Origin of the sequence: Burkholderia sp. Ac-20353 (assembly GCF_017104785.1) — a bacterium.
Classification (GTDB): domain Bacteria; phylum Pseudomonadota; class Gammaproteobacteria; order Burkholderiales; family Burkholderiaceae; genus Burkholderia.
In genome coordinates this window covers 1-16,315 of sequence record NZ_JAAGPL010000192.1, presented here as the reverse complement: position 1 = coordinate 16,315, position 16,315 = coordinate 1, and the positions used below count along the sequence as shown (strand labels likewise).

Below are 16,315 nucleotides of genomic sequence, written 5' to 3'. Positions count from 1 at the left end.
CCGCGATCAAGGCAACAATCGCAAAACAGCCGCGAAAACAACCGCGGCAACAAAAAGCCCCGCTCGATGGCGGGGCTTTTTTTCGTTCCGGCGGCAGGCGGGACTCGGGACTCGCGCCCCGCCGTCGCGTCAGATCTCGATTTTCGTGCCGAGCTCGACCACGCGGTTGGCCGGAATCGAGAAGAAGTCGGTCGGCTTCGCGGCATTCTGGTGCATCCACGCGAACACGCGTTCGCGCCAGATCGACATGCCGGGCAGCTGCGTCGGCACGACCGTTTCGCGCGCGAGGAAGAACGACGTATCCATCAGCTCGAACGTCATCTCGTGCGTGCGGCCGAATTCCTCAAGCACCGCCTTCACGTCCGGCGTCTCGTTGAAGCCGTATTCGGCCCTCACGATATACAGCCCGCCGCCCGCGTCGCGCGAGCTCAACCGCTTGTCGTCGCGCACATACGGGATGTCGCGCGTCACGAACGTCAGGAAGATGGTGCGCTCGTGCAGCACCTTGTTGTGCTTCAGGTTGTGCAGCAGGCTGACGGGCACGAGCTTGTCGTTGCCGGTCAGGTAGATCGCGGTGCCCGACACGCGGTGCGGCGGATGCGCAAGCAAGCCCTGCAGGAACGGCTCGAGCGGGATGCCGTCGGCCGCCGTGCGTTCCTTCACGATGTGACGCCCCTTGTACCAGGTCATCAGCAGGAAGAACAGCAGCGCGCCGATGCCGAGCGGCAGCCAGCCGCCCTGCGCGACCTTCAGCAGGTTCGCGCCGAAGAAGCCGAGGTCGACCGCCATGAACACGGCGATGATCGCGCCGACCAGCAGCCTGTTCCAGTTCCACACCTTCACCATCACGACGGCCGCGAGCACGGTCGTGATCACCATCGTCGCGGTCACCGCGATACCGTATGCGGCGGCCAGGTTGTCCGAGCTCTTGAAGCCGATCACGATGCAGAGGATCACGAACAGCAGCAGCCAGTTGACGACCGGCACGTAGATCTGGCCGATCGCCAGTTCGGACGTGTGCAGCACCTTCATGCGCGGCACGTAGCCGAGCTGGATCGCCTGCGAGGTCAACGAATAGGCGCCGGAAATCACCGCCTGCGACGCGATCACGGTCGCCACCGTCGACAGGATGACGAGCGGCAGCAGCCCCCAGTCGGGCGCGAGCAGGAAGAACGGGTTCTCGATCGCCTTCGGGTTCTGGATCAGCAGCGCACCCTGCCCGAAGTAGTTGAGCACGAGCGACGGCATCACGAGCGCGTACGCGGCGAGGCGGATCGGCTTCGCGCCGAAGTGGCCCATGTCCGCGTAGAGCGCTTCGGCGCCCGTCAGCACCAGCACGACCGAGCCGAGCACGACGTAGGCCTGCAACACGTGCGCGGACATGAACGACACTGCGTAGTACGGATTGATCGCCGCGATGATGCCCGGCACGCGCGCGATGTGATACACGCCGAGCGCCGCGATCGCGACGAACCACAGCACCATGATCGGGCCGAACAGCTTGCCGACGGTCGCGGTGCCGTGGCGCTGGATCCAGAACAGCGCAATCAGGATCACGATCGTGATCGGCAGCACGAGATGCGACAGATGCGGGGTCGCAATCTCGAGACCTTCGACCGCCGACATCACCGAGATCGCCGGCGTGATCACCGCGTCGCCGTAGAACATGCATGCGCCGAAGATCCCGAGCGCCATCAGCGCGCCCGTCACGCGGCTCTTCGGATTTAACGGCCGCAGCGACAGCGCCATCAGCGCCAGTACGCCGCCCTCGCCGTTGTTGTCGGCGCGCATCACGAACAGCAGGTATTTGATCCCGACCACCAGGATGATCGCCCAGAACAGCAGCGAGATCACGCCGAGGATCGAGCCTTCGGTAAGCGGAATGCCGTGTGCGGGGCTGAACGCCTCTTTCAGCGAATACAGCGGGCTCGTGCCGATGTCGCCGAACACGACGCCGATCGCAGCAATCGCGAGTGCCTGCAGCGAGTGTTGTTGCGTCGGCGAGTGCGGCGCGTGGACCGCGTCAGTCGCATGGGTCGCGTGGGTCGTGTCGTTCATATGAAACGTAATAATCGGGTCCGGAGCGGACAAAACGAGCGCTATTCTACCTACACATGCATTAAACGCCGCCCGGTCCTGTTGCCGCGAAGCCACGCGATCCACACCAGGCATGCAATGCGGCGCGAGCTGTGGCAGGGCCAGCCATCATAGCCGCGGCAGCGGAGTCTGCCTACCCTGCGCCGCGGCCGCCCATGAAAAACGGCGCCGCAAGCGGCGCCGTATAAGGGTCTCCAGCGATCGGCAGACAGGCGCTTACGCGCCCCCGCCGTTACGCTGCGCGTTGCCGCGCTTGATCCAGGCTTCGAGATTGTGCGGACGAACCGTGTCCCACTCCTCGAACGGCTGATGGATCCACGGATTCGTCGGCAGGAACTGCACGTGGTAATCGGGCTTCACCTTCGAGCAGCCCTTGTACCAGAGCACCGCCGAGCGGACGGCCGTAACGGCCGGATAACGCTCCCTCAGGTGCTCCTGAACGCGCGCGAGCGTGACGCCGGAATCGACGAGGTCGTCCACCAGCAGCACGTTGCCCGCGAGCTGGCCGCGCGTCATCGTGATGTACTGCGCGATGTCGAGGTCGCCCTGCTCGCGGCCCGCTGCTTCCCGGTACGAGCTGGTCGCGAGGATCGCGAGCGGCACGTCGTAGATGCGCGACAGTTGGTCGCCGACGCGCAGGCCGCCGCGCGCGAGGCACAGGATCTGGTCGAATTTCCAGCCGGATTCGTGCACCTGGAGCGCGAGCAGCTCGATCAGGCGGTGATACTCATCCCAGCCTACCCACAGATTCTTGTCGTCGTTGCGCGGATCGCTCATCACGAGTGCCGCCGTCATCGTATTTTGCTGCGTCATCTAAAAAATCAAACCTTGAACGGATGGCGAAGCAGGATCGTTTCGTCGCGGTCCGGGCCGGTCGACACCATGTCGATCGGCACGCCGGCCACTTCCTGGACGCGGGTCAGGTACGCACGGGCGTTTTCCGGCAGCGCATCCCACGTGTTGATGCCGACGGTGCTTTCCTTCCAGCCGACGAACGTCTCGTACACGGGCTCGCAGCGGGCGACATCGGCCGCGCCGCGCGGCAGGATGTCCGCATCCTTGCCGTCGATCTTGTAGCCGACGCACAGCTTGACCTCGTCGAGGCCGTCGAGCACGTCGAGCTTCGTCATGCACAGGCCCGACACGCCGTTGATCTGGATCGAGCGGCGCAGCGCGGCCGCGTCGAGCCAGCCAGTGCGGCGCGGGCGACCCGTGACCGAACCGAATTCCTTGCCGACATTCGCGAGCGTGATGCCGACCTGGTCCTGGCGCTTCGGGTTGTCGGCGTCGTACAGCTCGCTCGGGAACGGGCCCGAGCCCACGCGCGTACAGTACGCCTTCGTGATGCCGAGGATGTAGTTGAGCTTCTGCGGACCGACGCCCGCGCCCGCCGACGCCGCGCCGGCGACGCAGTTGCTCGACGTGACGAACGGATAGGTGCCGTGGTCGATGTCGAGCAGCGTGCCTTGCGCGCCTTCGAACAGCAGGTTCTGGCCCGCGTTGTTCACGTCGTACAGGCGGCGCGACACATCGGCCACCATCGGCTTCAGGCGGTCGGCGTAGCCGAGCATCGTGTCGAGCGTGGCCTGGAAGTCGACGGCTGCGCCGCCCAGGTACTGGGTCAGCACGAAGTTGTGGAAATCGAGGTTTTCGCGCAGGCGGTCGGCGAAGGTCTTCGCATCGAACAGGTCCTGCACGCGCAGCGCACGGCGGCCGACCTTGTCTTCGTATGCCGGGCCGATGCCGCGGCCGGTCGTGCCGATCTTGCCCGCGCCCTTGCGCGCTTCGCGCGCCTGGTCGATCGCGATGTGGTACGGCAGGATCAGCGTCGTGGCTTCGGAAATGAACAGACGGTCGCGCACGTTCACGCCGGCTTCTTCCAGCTCGCCGATTTCCTTGAACAGTGCCTCGGGGGACAGGACGACGCCGTTGCCGATGTAGCAGGCGACGCCTTCACGCATGATGCCCGACGGGATGAGGCGCAAGATGGTTTTCTTGCCGCCGATGATGAGGGTGTGGCCGGCGTTGTGGCCGCCCTGGAAACGCACGACGCCTTGAGCGTGGTCCGTCAGCCAGTCGACGATCTTGCCTTTGCCTTCATCACCCCACTGAGTCCCCACGACGACGACATTGCGCCCGGGAGTCACGTTCACTGCGCTGGCAGACATGTTGATTCGTTAGCTGGTTAAAAACGTATTCTACCTATGTTCGCGGACGATTCCGAATTTTTCCGTTTCGCTTCAACGATATGGATGCCGAAACGCAGTCCGCGAACGCCTTTTAACGGGGTTCGACCACCCATGCGCCGGCGCGCTCGACGAGCGAACGGTCGCATGCAAATTCGTCGAGCACGTGATCGTGCCCAGGCAGCGCCTGGATCACCACTTCGCCCGCATCGCGCAGCGCCGCGACGGCCGCGCGCAGCGCGTCGTCCTGCGCCCACGGCGCGAGGATTGCCGTGCCGCGCGCCTCGACGGGCGAGATCCGCGCGAGTTCGCGCAGGTCGAGCGAGAAGCCGGTTGCCGGACGCGCACGGCCGTATGCCTGCCCGACATGGTCGTAACGGCCGCCGCGGGCAACCGCGTTCGGCACGCCGTCGACGTACGCGGAGAACATCGCGCCGCTGTGGTACGCATAGCCGCGCAGGTCCGCCAGGTCGATCGCCACTTCGGCGTCCTTAACCTGGGCCGCGAGTTGCGCGAGGTCGTCGAGCGCGCGGGTGATTTCCGGCAGCGCGGGCAATTTCGCACGCGCCTCGTCGAGCACGCTCGCATCGCCGTACAGGTGCGGCAGCGCGCGCAGCGCGGCGCGCGTGTCGGCGCCCAGGTCGTCGGTCAACTCGTTCAGCAGCGGCACGTCCTTGCCCGACAGCGCATCGTACAGCGCCTCGCCGCGCTCGGCCGCCTGCGCATCGCGCGCAAACAGCGCCGCCAGCACCCCCGCGTGGCACAGGTCGAGCCGGATCTTCGACAGGCCGGTCAGGTGCAGCGCGTCGAGCATCAGCTGCTGGACCTCGAGATCGGCTTCGAGCCCCGCATGGCCGTAGATTTCCGCGCCGATCTGGATCTGCTCGCGCGTCGCGTGCAGGCCGCGCGGACGCGTATGCAGCACGTTGCCCGCATAGCAGAGGCGCGTCACGCCCTGACGGTTCAGCAGATGCGCGTCGATGCGCGCGACCTGCGGCGTGATGTCCGCGCGCAGGCCGAGCGTGCGCCCCGACAGCTGATCGACGAGCTTGAAGGTGCGCAGGCGCAGATCGTTGCCGCCGCTCGTCAGCAGCGACTCGAGGTATTCGAGCAGCGGCGGCATCACCATCTCGTAGCCGTACGAACGGAAGCGATCGAGCAGCCTGCGGCGCAGCTCCTCGATCTTGCGTGCTTCCGACGGCAGTACGTCGGCGATATTCTCGGGAAGTAACCAGGTCGACATCGGTACGGTCCTACGACAGGAAACACGGCGCACGACACGCGCACCGCGGGTGAATCGGATTCGGGTGGAAGCGGACGGGCGCGTGCGCCGTCCGGATCAGGAGGCGAGCAGCAGCAGCGTGAGCCCGAGCGCCATCACGATCAGCCCGCCGATCCGGATATGATGCGGCGGCCGCTCCGCTATTCTACGAAACGTGTCGCGCCAGGCGACGGGAAACACGAAGGGGAACGCCCCCTCGATGATCAGCATCAGCGCAACTGCGAGCAACAACGAGCCAGCCAGGTCCATGCGAGCGACGGCGCCGCACGAAACGGCGCCCCAAGGTCAGTGTTTGCGGGGAGCGGGCGCCGCCGGTGCGGTACCGCCCGTCGGGCTGCGCATGAAGCGGAAGAACTCGCTGTCAGGATCGACGACGATGATGTCGTTGCGCTTGAAGGTATTCCGATAGGCCTGCAGGCTCGCGTAGAACTGGTAGAACTGCGGATCGCGGCCGTACGCGTCGGCGGCGATCGTCGCGGCCTTCGCATCGCCCTCGCCCTTGATCGTCTGTGCGCTCTTGTACGCGTTCGCGATCACGGCCTGCTGCTCGCGTTCCGCGTCAGCCTTGATCTGCTCGACGTCTGTCGCGCCCTCGGCACGGACCTGCTCGGCCTGACCGTGCAGTGCCGTGATCATCCGCTGATACGCGGCGTCGGCCTGCGCTGCCGGCAGGTCGACGCGCGTGAGCTGGACGTCGGCCACGTCGACACCGAACGCGGACGCCTTCGCCTGCAATACGCCGCGGGCCGAGTCGGCGATCGCGCGCTGCCCGCCGATCGCATCGTCGAGCGCGTGCTGGCCGATCGCATCGCCCAGTGCACCCTTCATCGCGGCGGTCAGCCGGTCGGCGGCCTCAGCCGGCTCCCCGCCCGTCGCGGTGAAATACTTCATCGGATCGGCGATCCGATACTTGACCGCGTAGCCGACGAGCAGGTCGTGCTTGTCGGCGGTCGAGAACTGCTGCGGATCGGCCGACTCGAGCGACTGCAGGCGCGTGTCGATCAGCGTCGCCGTCTGCAACGGCGGCGGCAGCTTGAAATGAACGCCGGGGCCAGCCAGCGACGGCTGCTCGCCGGCGCGGCCGGACAATACGGCCATATGGCGCGGATCGACGGTCAGCACGGTCGACGACGCGGCGAAGGCCGCGATCACGATCGCGACGACGAGCGCGATGATTCTATTCATGACACTCGCCCCCGTTACTTCAGATCGTCTTCGCGCGACCGGCTGCGGAACGCTTCGCGCGATCGCAGCACGTCGCTGCCTGGCGCCGGTGCGGCCGCGGCCGCACTGGCAGGCGCAGCAACCGCCGGCGCCGAGCCTGCGGCCGCCGCGGATGTCGCGTCAGGCGCGGCTGCGCCGGACGACGGTGCCGCTTTCGCCGCGCCCTGACGGCCCTGCTCGACCAGCTTGTCGAGCGGGAGGTACAGCACGTTGTTGCTGCCCTTGTTGCCGACGAAGACTTTCGTCGAGTTCGAATAGATTTCCTGCATGGTCTCCAGGTACATCCGTTCGCGGATCACGGCCGGCGCCTTCGAATACTGCGCATAGACCTGCTTGAACCGCTCCGCGTCGCCTTCCGCCTGCGTGACGACGCGATCCGCATACGCCTTCGCGTCGTCGACGAGCTTCGCCGCATCGCCCTGCGCCTTCGGCAGCAGGTCGCTCGCAGATGCATGCGCGGCACGATTCGCCGTTTCGCGCTCATCCCGCGCCTTCGCCACTTCGGCGTATGCGGCCTGCGTCTGCTCGGGCGCCGCAACGCTCTGCATCGTCACGCCGGTCACCTCGAGGCCCGTCTGGTAGCGGTCGAGATCGCGCTGGATCGCTTCGGTCAGCGGCTGGCGCAGCGCATCGCGATCCTGGCTCAGGATGTCCGCTGCACTGCGCGTGCCGACGATCGCGCGCACCGCGGCCTGCGCGGCCTGCGACACGCTGCGCTCCGGATCGACGTTGCGGAACAGGTAGTCGGTCGCCGAGCGAATCCGGTACTGCACCGCAAAACGCACGTCGACGATGTCCGCGTCGCGCGTCAGCATCGACGCTTCCTTGACGTTCGCGATACGCACGACGTTGTTGCGGCCGACCTCGATCGAACGGACCTGCGACGTGTCGACGATTTCATGCGACGCGAACGGATACGGCGCGCGCCAGTGCACGCCCTGGCCGACGGTACCGGCAAGGCGGCCGAACTGCAGCACGACGCCCGTCTGGCCCTCCTGCACGACGAACAGGCCGCTGCCCGCATAGACCGCGACGAGTACGCCGATCACGATGCCGACGCCGACCCGTGCGGCACGGCCATTGTCCGGACGAAAACCGTTGCCGCCCTTGCCGCCGAACAGGCCGCTCAGGCGCCGGTTGAAGTTGCGCCACATTTCGTCGAGATCGGGGGGACCTTCGCCGTCGCCGCCCGGCGGGCGTTTCGATTCATTCGCGCGGGGCTGGGTCCCGCCATTGCCTTCGCCACGTCCCCAGCGGGGATCGTTGATCGACAGCAAGGCGTGCATCCGCCGCCCGTTACTCCGCTCGTTGTATTCGTTCACCAGAGTGTGTTCACCAGATTAGACGCCGGCGAACCGGCCGGGACCGGTTAGCGCCCGTGTTCGGAAAGCGTGTGGTCTTCGTGTGATTCTGCAGGCGTGCCGTCGAACGGCATCGCGCCCGAAAGGTGTTCCGCGGAAGCGATCTCGGCAATGGCGGCACGCAGTGCGTCAAGACCCTGACCGGTGCGCGCGCTCAAAAAGACGCGCGAAATATTACCATACTCGTCCCGCTCGACCGCGTCGCCGCGGGCCGCCAGCTCAGGCACGGCGTCGATCTTGTTGAACACCAGGATCTGCCGGACCGTGTCCGCGCCGATCTCGTGCAGCACCTCGTTGACCTGTTCGATCTGCTCGAGCCGCACCGCGCTCGACGCATCGACGACGTGCAGCAGCAGGTCCGCGTGGATCGTTTCCTCGAGCGTCGCGCGAAACGCAGCGACGAGCTGGTGCGGCAGTTCGCGGATGAAACCAACGGTGTCCGACACGACGATCTGACCCACCTCGTCGCCGAGGTACACGCGCCGCGACGTCGTATCGAGCGTCGCGAACAGCTGGTCGGCCGCATAGGCCTGCGCTTTCGTCAGTGCATTGAAGAGCGTCGACTTGCCCGCGTTCGTATAGCCGACGAGCGATACCGACATCGTGCCGCTGCGCGCCCGCTGGCGGCGTTGCGTATGGTGCTGCCGGCGCAGCCGCTCGAGCCGCGACTTCAGCATCTTGATGCGTTCGCCGATCAGCCGGCGGTCGGTTTCGAGCTGGGTTTCGCCGGGGCCGCGCAGGCCAATACCGCCCTTTTGCCGCTCGAGGTGGGTCCACGCGCGGATCAGCCGGGTCGACAGGTATTGCAGCTGCGCAAGCTCGACCTGCAGCTTGCCTTCGTGGCTGCGCGCACGCTGCGCGAAGATGTCGAGGATGAGACTCGTGCGATCGACCACCCGCCTGTTAAGCGCACGCTCCAGATTGCGTTGCTGGGCCGGCGCCAGCGCGTGGTTGAAGATGACGATTTCGACGTCGTTGGCTTCGCAGGCAAGCCGCAATTCCTCGGCTTTGCCGCTGCCGACGAACATCGCGGCATCGGGACTGGACCGGCGACCGGTCAGCGTGACGGCGGGATGCGCACCCGCGCTGGATGCGAGAAGACTGAGTTCTTCGAGACTGGCTTCGAAATCGGTCTTGCCGAAATCGATGCCGACGAGCGCTGCGTTGATCAAATTATCGGGTGTCAAGATGTGGCGGCTGGCATCGGTCGCACGCGGCGACCGGATGCCGGCCGCGGCGATAGGTTAGGACGAGGCTGCTTCCGCGTCCGGGTGGAAATTCACCGGGCGCGCCGGTACGACCGTCGAGATGGCGTGCTTGTAGACCATCTGGGTCACCGTATTACGGAGCAACACGACGTACTGGTCGAACGATTCGATGTTCCCTTGGAGCTTGATGCCGTTGACGAGATAGATCGAAACGGGCACGTGCTCCTTGCGCAGTGCGTTCAAAAACGGGTCTTGTAACAATTGCCCTTTGTTGCTCATGGCGTACTCCATCTTTTTTTGCAGGTTGATCTGGATTGGCGACGAAGAAAAAGAGATCCGGCGCCAATCGCTACACTATAGCCGATTTTGCCTGCCCCGCCCGGGCGCAGGCCATACGGCCTACCCCTTGCGGGACGTGCGTTCAGCTCTTGTCCGCGTACGGGTTGTTCGACGAACGGAACTCTATGCGCAATGGAGTCCCGGTCAGGGAGAAAGTTTCGCGGAAACGGTTTTCCAGGTAGCGCTTGTAGGTTTCGGTCACGGCATCGAGCGCGTTGCCGTGGATCACGATCAGCGGCGGATTCTGGCCGCCCTGGTGCGCATAACGCAGCTTCGGACGCACCGGACCACGCCGGCGCGGCTGCTGGAATTCCACGGCCTCGATCAGCGCGCGCGTGAGCTTCGGCGTCGGCAGCTTCGCCATCGCGGCCGCGTACGCATCGTCGACCGAGCGCATCAGCGCACCGATGCCCGTCTTCTTCGCGGCGGAAATGTAGTGCGATTTCGCGAAATCGAGGAACTTCAGCTTGCGGGTCAAATCCGCTTTCGCGCGGTCGCGCGCGTGCTCGTCGAGCCCGTCCCACTTGTTGACGCCGATCACGAGCGCACGGCCCTGCTCGACGACGAAGCCCGCGATATGCGCGTCCTGGTCGGAAATGTCCTGCTGCGCATCCAGCAGAAGAATGACGACGTTCGCGTCGGAGATCGACTGCAGCGTCTTCACGACCGAGAACTTCTCGATCGCCTCGAACACCTTGCCGCGGCGGCGCAGGCCGGCCGTGTCGATCAGCGTGTATTTCTTGCCGTTACGCTCGAAGTCGACGTAGATCGAGTCGCGCGTCGTGCCCGGCATGTCGAATGCGATCACACGGTCTTCGCCGATCAGCGCGTTGACGAGCGTCGACTTGCCGACGTTCGGCCGCCCGACGATCGCGATCTTGATGCCGCGCGACGGATCGTCGACGTCTTCCTCTTCCGGCTGGCCCGCATACGCGACTTCCAGCGCCTCGTTGATCATGTCGGTGACGCCGTCGCCGTGCGCCGCCGAGATCGCGCGCGGATCGCCGAGCCCGAGCTCGTAGAAATCGGACGCGACCGCCGTGTACTTCATCCCCTCGGCCTTGTTGACGACGAGGAAGATCGGCCGGCCGGTCTTGCGCAGGTAGTCGGCGATCGACTTGTCCTGCGGCGCGAGCCCGTTGCGGCCGTCGACGATGAACACGACGACGTCGGCTTCCTCGACGGCCTGGCGCGTCTGGCGCGCCATCTCGTGCAGGATGCCGTCCTTCGCGACCGGCTCGAAGCCGCCCGTGTCGACGACGAGATACGGCCGTGCGCCGACGCGCCCTTCGCCGTAATGGCGATCGCGCGTCAGGCCCGGCAAGTCAGCGACCAGCGCATCGCGCGAGCGCGTGAGCCGGTTGAACAGCGTGGATTTCCCCACATTGGGGCGCCCAACGAGGGCAATGACCGGTTTCATCTGTGTTGTCTACGGTGATGCGCAGCAGCGGGGGGCCCGCTGCTGCGGGCGGCTGCGCTGAATGAAAATATCACGAATTCGCGCCGCGCCAGATGCGCGCGCCAGGCGCGCACTGCGCGCCATCATGCTTGCTCTCGAACTGCCTTTCAAATACCGAGCGGCCGGGGACACCGGCCGCCTTCATTTCACGCGCCGGCGCGGCATGCGGGACCTGCCCGCGCCGCGGCCTGCGCGTCGTTGCGCGTCAGCGCGGACGGAAGCCGTACAGGCCGCCATCCTTCGTCTGCACGACGAGCGTGTTGCCCGCGAGCACGGGCGCCGCCGTGATCGCACTGCCGTCGGTCTTCATCCGCGCGATGAAGCTGCCATCCTCGCGCGACAGGAAATGCACGAAGCCCTTGTAGTCGCCCATCACGACTGCATGGCCGAGCATATAGGGCACGCCGACGTCACGGCTCTTCAGCTTCTCGTTGCGCCACAACTCGTTGCCGCTCGCCGCGTCGTACGCGCTCACGACCGACCAGTCGTCGCCGCCCGCGACGACCGAATCGTCCTGCGCGAGGCCGCTGCGGCTCGAGAACGTCTTTTCCCACAGCGGGCGCCCCGAGTTCGCGTCGAAGCAACCGAGCTGGCCCTGGAACGTCACCGCGCAGGCTTGCGCGCCGACGAGCGTCGGCGGACCGCTGACGTCGTTGATGCGCTCCACTTCCGTCACGCCCTTCGGGAACGACACGGGCGTCTGCCAGTACGGCTCGCCCGACTGCAGGTTGATCGCGACGAGGCCGCCGCCCGGGAAGCCCGCCAGCACCGCCGCGTCGCCCGCGAACGTCATGCCTGCCGACACGCGCAGGTTCAGCGGCACCGCACGGTTGCGGTAGTTCCACTTCTGCTCGCCCGTCTGCGCATTGAACGCGATCACCTGGCCGTCGATCGTGCGGACGATCACGAGACCGTTGCCGACGAGCGGCGGCGAGAAGATCTCGCCCTGCACGGACGTCTTCCACAGCAGCTTGCCGTCCTGGCCGAGCACGAACACGCCGCCCTTCAGTGCGCCGACCGCGGTCAGGTTGCCGTCGCTGCCGACACCCGCCGACAGGTCCGAATCGAGCTTGGTGCGCCAGATCCGCTGCCCGGTCTTCGCGTCGATCTTCTCGACCGACCCGTTCGCGCCGGCCGCATACACGGCATCGCCCACCGCCACCGGCGAGAACAGGTAGCGATCGCCCTTGCCGACGCTCGCCGACCAGACCTGTTGCACGTCGAGAGCGGATTTGAACTCGGTGAGCGGCGTCGGCACGCGACGCGCGTCCTTCGTCGACGAGCAGGCCCCCAGCGCCAGGACGGCCGCCGCGCAGGCAACGGGCACAGCGTAACGTTTCAGCAAATTCATCGGTTAGCGAAGCAAAGTTAAGAGGTTGAGGGGGCCGGCGCTCAGCCGCCGAGCGCGTCCAGCTTGAACTGCACGAGCTGGCGCGCTGACTGGTCTTCCTTCGGCAGGCCGTCGAGCGCGAGCTTGTACGCGGCGCGCGCGTCGTCGGTCTTGCCTTGCGCGGCGAGCAGATCGCCACGGCGATCGGCCACGAGACCCTTGAACGCATCGACCGGCGTACCCGACAGCAGCGCGAGCCCCGCGTCGTACGCCTTCTCGTCGAGCAGCAGCGACGCGAGGCGCAGCTTCGCGATCTGCTTGTACTCGTCGTCCTTCGCATGATCGGCCGCCCATTGCAGCTGCGCCTTTGCACCGGCAACATCGCCTGCGCCGTACAGCACCTTCGCGGCCGCGAGCGCCGCCATCTGCGCATACGGCGTGCTGCCGTACTTGTCTTCCATGTCGGTGGCCGCGCGGGCCATCGTCGTCTTGTCGTTCGCCGCGGCGGCCTTCTGCACCTGCTCGTACAGGCCGGACGCCTCGGCGGCCTGACGACGCTGCCAGTAATTCCAGCCGTTGAAACCGGCCGCGACGACGAGCGCCGCGAGCACGATCCACGTGGTGAGGTTGCCCCAGCGGGCCCACCACGCCTTGAGGCTTTCAATCGATTCTTGTTCGTCGTGGTAACTCATCGGCGAGCGATTCCTTCCTGTTCAGGCCTTTGTTGTCGAGCGGACGCCAGCGCGATCAGTCGTCGCCGTCTTCGGCGGATGCAACCATCGCATTGATTAGGAATTCGGTCAAGCTTTCGACCGGTACGGTCTGCTGAACGTTCTTTTCCCCTTCGTCGCCGACGCCGCGCAGCGCTTTCACGCCCACCGTGCCGTTCGCGATCTCCTCTTCGCCGAAGATCACCGCGAACGCGGCGCCGCTCGCATCGGCACGCTTCATCTGCGACTTGAAGCTCGCCGGCGCGCCATCCGCGCTGCAGTGGAAGATCACGTCGAGGCCCGTGTCACGCAGCCGCTCGGCCGCGATGAACGCCTGTTCGCGCGCCGCTTCGCCCTGGTGCACGATGTACGCGTCGACGCCGTCCTGCTCGGGCACGAGCTGCTCTTCCTTCAGCAGCTCGAGAATGCGCTCGACGCCCATCGCCCAGCCGCACGCGGCGGTCGGCTTGCCGCCGAGCTGCTCGATCAGCGGATCGTAGCGGCCGCCGGCGGCCACCGTGCCTTGCGCGCCGAGCTTGTCGGTCACCCACTCGAACACGGTCAGGTTGTAGTAGTCGAGGCCGCGCACGAGACGCGGGTTGATCGTGAACGGAATGTTGTTCGCCTTCAGCAGGCGCTGCAGCCCTTCGAAGTGCGCGCGCGATTCGTCGCCGAGGAAGTCGATCAGCTTCGGCGCGTTCTGCGCGATCTCCTGCAGCGCCGGGTTCTTCGTGTCGAGCACGCGCAGCGGGTTCGTATACAGGCGGCGCTGCGCTTCGGCGTCCAGCGCGTCGACGTGCTGCTCGAGATATTTGATCAGCTCGACGCGGTGCGCCGCGCGCTCTTCCGCGAGACCCAGCGAGTTGATCTCGAGCTTGATGCCCATCAGGCCGAGGTCGTCCCACAGGCGCTGACACATCATGATGATTTCCGCATCCGCGTCCGGCCCCGCGAAGCCGAGCGCCTCGACGCCGACCTGGTGGAACTGGCGGTAGCGGCCGCGCTGCGGACGCTCGTGGCGGAACATCGGGCCGATGTACCACAGCCGCTTCGGGCCGTCGTACAGCATGTTGTGCTCGATCGCAGCACGCACGACGGCGGCCGTGTTCTCCGGACGCATCGTCAGGTGCTCGCCGTTCAGCGCGTCGGTGAAGCTGTACATCTCCTTCTCGACGATGTCCGTGACTTCGCCGATGCCGCGCGTGAAGAGCTGCGTGTGCTCGACGATCGGCGTGCGGATGTTCTGGTAGCCGTAGGCGCGCAGCAGCGACTTCACGGTGGCTTCGAAGAATTCCCACAGGCCGGCATCCTGCGGGAGGATGTCGTTCATGCCCTTGACGCCCGTGAGCTTCTCGATCTTGCGTTTTTGTTCAGTCATCGTGTGTGTTGACGGATTAGTTCAGTGCCGCGGCGCGGCCATAGGTGCGTTCGACGTAATCGCTGACGATCTGCTGGAATTCCTCCGCGATGTGCTCGCCGCGCAGCGTCTTGACCTTCTCGCCGTCGATGAAGACAGGCGCGGCCGGATTCTCGCCGGAACCCGGCAGGCTGATGCCGATGTTCGCGTGCTTCGATTCGCCCGGGCCGTTGACGATGCAGCCCATCACCGCGACGTTCATCGTCTCGACGCCCGGATAGGTCTTGCGCCAGACCGGCATCTGCTCGCGCAGGTAGGTCTGGATCTGCATCGCGAGTTCCTGGAACAGCGTGCTCGTCGTGCGGCCGCAACCCGGGCACGCAATCACCATCGGCGCGAACGAGCGCAGGCCCATCGTCTGCAGGATCTCCTGGCCGACCACCACTTCACCCGTACGCGGTGCGCCCGGCTCCGGCGTCAGCGAGATGCGGATCGTGTCGCCGATACCTTCCTGCAGCAGCACGCCGAGCGCCGCCGTCGACGCGACGATGCCCTTCGAGCCCATGCCCGCCTCGGTCAACCCGAGGTGCAGCGCGAAGCCGCAGCGACGCGCCAGTTCGCGGTACACGGCGATCAGGTCCTGCACGCCGCTGACCTTGCACGACAGCACGATGCGGTCACGGCCGAGACCCAGTTCGACCGCGCGCTCGGCCGAGCCGACCGCCGACTGGATCAGCGCCTCGTACATCACGCTCTGCGCATCCCACGGTTGCGCGCGTGCGCCGTTCTCGTCCATCATCCGCGCGAGCAGGTCCTGGTCGAGGCTGCCCCAGTTCACGCCGATCCGCACCACCTTGTCGTACTTGATCGCCGCTTCGATCATCTGCGCGAACTGCGTGTCGCGTTTTGCGCCATAGCCGACGTTGCCGGGGTTGATCCGGTACTTCGACAGCGCCTCCGCGCAGCCCGGATTGTCGCGCAGCAGCAGGTGGCCGTTGTAATGGAAGTCGCCGACGAGCGGCACCGTCACGCCCATCCGGTCGAGCTGCTCGCGGATCGCCGGCACGGCGGCCGCGGCCTCTGGCGTGTTGACCGTGATGCGCACCAGTTCGGAGCCCGCGTTCGCGAGTTCCTTGATCTGGATCGCCGTACCGATCGCGTCCGCGGTATCGGTGTTCGTCATCGACTGCACGCGCACCGGCGAATTGCCGCCGATCGTCACGAGCTGCCCGCCCCAACGGACATTCACCGCATGCGACACGCGGCGCGGCGCATGCCCGCCGAACACCGGCTCGGTTGAACAAATCTGACTGCTGCGTGGGGATTGAGCTTCGGATTGCATCGATAGATCCATTTACGCGGAATGCGCCGCGACGCGGCACATGAATTGAAAAAGCGCCGTGCCCGCTTAGCCACGGCGCTTGCCGTCAGGGCAACGTGAACCGCGCCACGTTCCCCCGCGCTGCCGAATATTTTGCCGGATCGACGGGTTTGCCGTCGAACGCGATCGTGTCCATACCCGCCTTGTTGCCGATCGTCACCTTCAGCGGACCGTCACCCGCAACCTGCTTCGTGTCGCCGGCGCGCACCAGCGACGAGAACAGCTCCTTGCCGTTCTTGTCGCGCACGCTGAACCAGCAATCCTGCTTGACCTTCAGTTCGACGACCGACTGGCCTGCCGCAACGACGACGCTCGCCGGCGCGGCCGCTGCCGGTACCGCGCTCGCCGCCGCAACCGCCGCGGGCTGCGACACCGGCGCGA

15 protein-coding genes are annotated in these 16,315 nt (G+C 66.1%); all 15 read right to left on the bottom strand.

All coding sequences use genetic code 11. The annotated features are described in order from the left end of the window. Nucleotides 1-129: 129 nt before the first annotated feature. Nucleotides 130-2,058, bottom strand: coding sequence for a potassium transporter Kup (locus G3N94_RS33325; protein ID WP_205797939.1), 1,929 nt, complete (start codon nucleotides 2,056-2,058; stop codon nucleotides 130-132). Nucleotides 2,059-2,313: 255 nt separating this feature from the next. Continuing rightward, a complete protein-coding gene (locus tag G3N94_RS33320; protein ID WP_124601942.1) occupies nucleotides 2,314-2,910 on the bottom strand; it encodes a phosphoribosyltransferase in 597 nt (198 codons plus the stop codon). Nucleotides 2,911-2,918: 8 nt separating this feature from the next. After that, nucleotides 2,919-4,265 (bottom strand): adenylosuccinate synthase, encoded by a 1,347-nt coding sequence (locus G3N94_RS33315; RefSeq protein ID WP_205797938.1) that lies wholly within the window; start codon nucleotides 4,263-4,265, stop codon nucleotides 2,919-2,921. 112 nt (nucleotides 4,266-4,377) lie between these two features. Continuing rightward, nucleotides 4,378-5,526 carry an ATP phosphoribosyltransferase regulatory subunit gene (locus tag G3N94_RS33310; RefSeq protein ID WP_205797936.1) on the bottom strand — a complete coding sequence of 383 codons (1,149 nt, stop codon included), beginning with the start codon at nucleotides 5,524-5,526 and terminating at the stop codon, nucleotides 4,378-4,380. 96 nt (nucleotides 5,527-5,622) lie between these two features. Beyond that, a complete protein-coding gene (locus tag G3N94_RS33305) occupies nucleotides 5,623-5,814 on the bottom strand; it encodes a DUF2065 domain-containing protein (RefSeq protein ID WP_124601939.1) in 192 nt (63 codons plus the stop codon). Between the two features lie 36 nt (nucleotides 5,815-5,850). After that, nucleotides 5,851-6,750, bottom strand: coding sequence for a protease modulator HflC (locus G3N94_RS33300; protein ID WP_205797934.1), 900 nt, complete (start codon nucleotides 6,748-6,750; stop codon nucleotides 5,851-5,853). Between the two features lie 14 nt (nucleotides 6,751-6,764). Then, nucleotides 6,765-8,111, bottom strand: coding sequence for an FtsH protease activity modulator HflK (gene hflK / locus G3N94_RS33295; protein ID WP_205797932.1), 1,347 nt, complete (start codon nucleotides 8,109-8,111; stop codon nucleotides 6,765-6,767). A gap of 47 nt (nucleotides 8,112-8,158) precedes the next feature. After that, nucleotides 8,159-9,322: a GTPase HflX gene (gene hflX / locus G3N94_RS33290; protein WP_185732352.1), complete on the bottom strand. Its 1,164-nt coding sequence runs from the start codon at nucleotides 9,320-9,322 to the stop codon at nucleotides 8,159-8,161. Nucleotides 9,323-9,394: 72 nt separating this feature from the next. Further along, the gene (gene hfq / locus G3N94_RS33285) at nucleotides 9,395-9,637 is read right to left on the bottom strand and encodes an RNA chaperone Hfq (protein ID WP_205797930.1); all 243 of its coding nucleotides are present in this window, start codon (nucleotides 9,635-9,637) and stop codon (nucleotides 9,395-9,397) included. 142 nt (nucleotides 9,638-9,779) lie between these two features. Then, nucleotides 9,780-11,117: a ribosome biogenesis GTPase Der gene (gene der, locus G3N94_RS33280; protein ID WP_205797921.1), complete on the bottom strand. Its 1,338-nt coding sequence runs from the start codon at nucleotides 11,115-11,117 to the stop codon at nucleotides 9,780-9,782. A 244-nt stretch (nucleotides 11,118-11,361) separates the two neighbouring features. Continuing rightward, the gene (gene bamB, locus G3N94_RS33275; protein ID WP_205797919.1) at nucleotides 11,362-12,507 is read right to left on the bottom strand and encodes an outer membrane protein assembly factor BamB; all 1,146 of its coding nucleotides are present in this window, start codon (nucleotides 12,505-12,507) and stop codon (nucleotides 11,362-11,364) included. A gap of 41 nt (nucleotides 12,508-12,548) precedes the next feature. Then, nucleotides 12,549-13,178, bottom strand: coding sequence for a tetratricopeptide repeat protein (locus G3N94_RS33270; protein WP_205797917.1), 630 nt, complete (start codon nucleotides 13,176-13,178; stop codon nucleotides 12,549-12,551). A gap of 55 nt (nucleotides 13,179-13,233) precedes the next feature. After that, the gene (gene hisS / locus G3N94_RS33265) at nucleotides 13,234-14,574 is read right to left on the bottom strand and encodes a histidine--tRNA ligase (protein WP_205797915.1); all 1,341 of its coding nucleotides are present in this window, start codon (nucleotides 14,572-14,574) and stop codon (nucleotides 13,234-13,236) included. Between the two features lie 16 nt (nucleotides 14,575-14,590). Continuing rightward, nucleotides 14,591-15,895 (bottom strand): flavodoxin-dependent (E)-4-hydroxy-3-methylbut-2-enyl-diphosphate synthase, encoded by a 1,305-nt coding sequence (gene ispG, locus G3N94_RS33260; RefSeq protein WP_205797913.1) that lies wholly within the window; start codon nucleotides 15,893-15,895, stop codon nucleotides 14,591-14,593. 85 nt (nucleotides 15,896-15,980) lie between these two features. Further along, nucleotides 15,981-16,315 (bottom strand): DUF4115 domain-containing protein (locus tag G3N94_RS33255; RefSeq protein WP_241022212.1); only part of this gene is annotated, 335 nt, incomplete at its 5' end.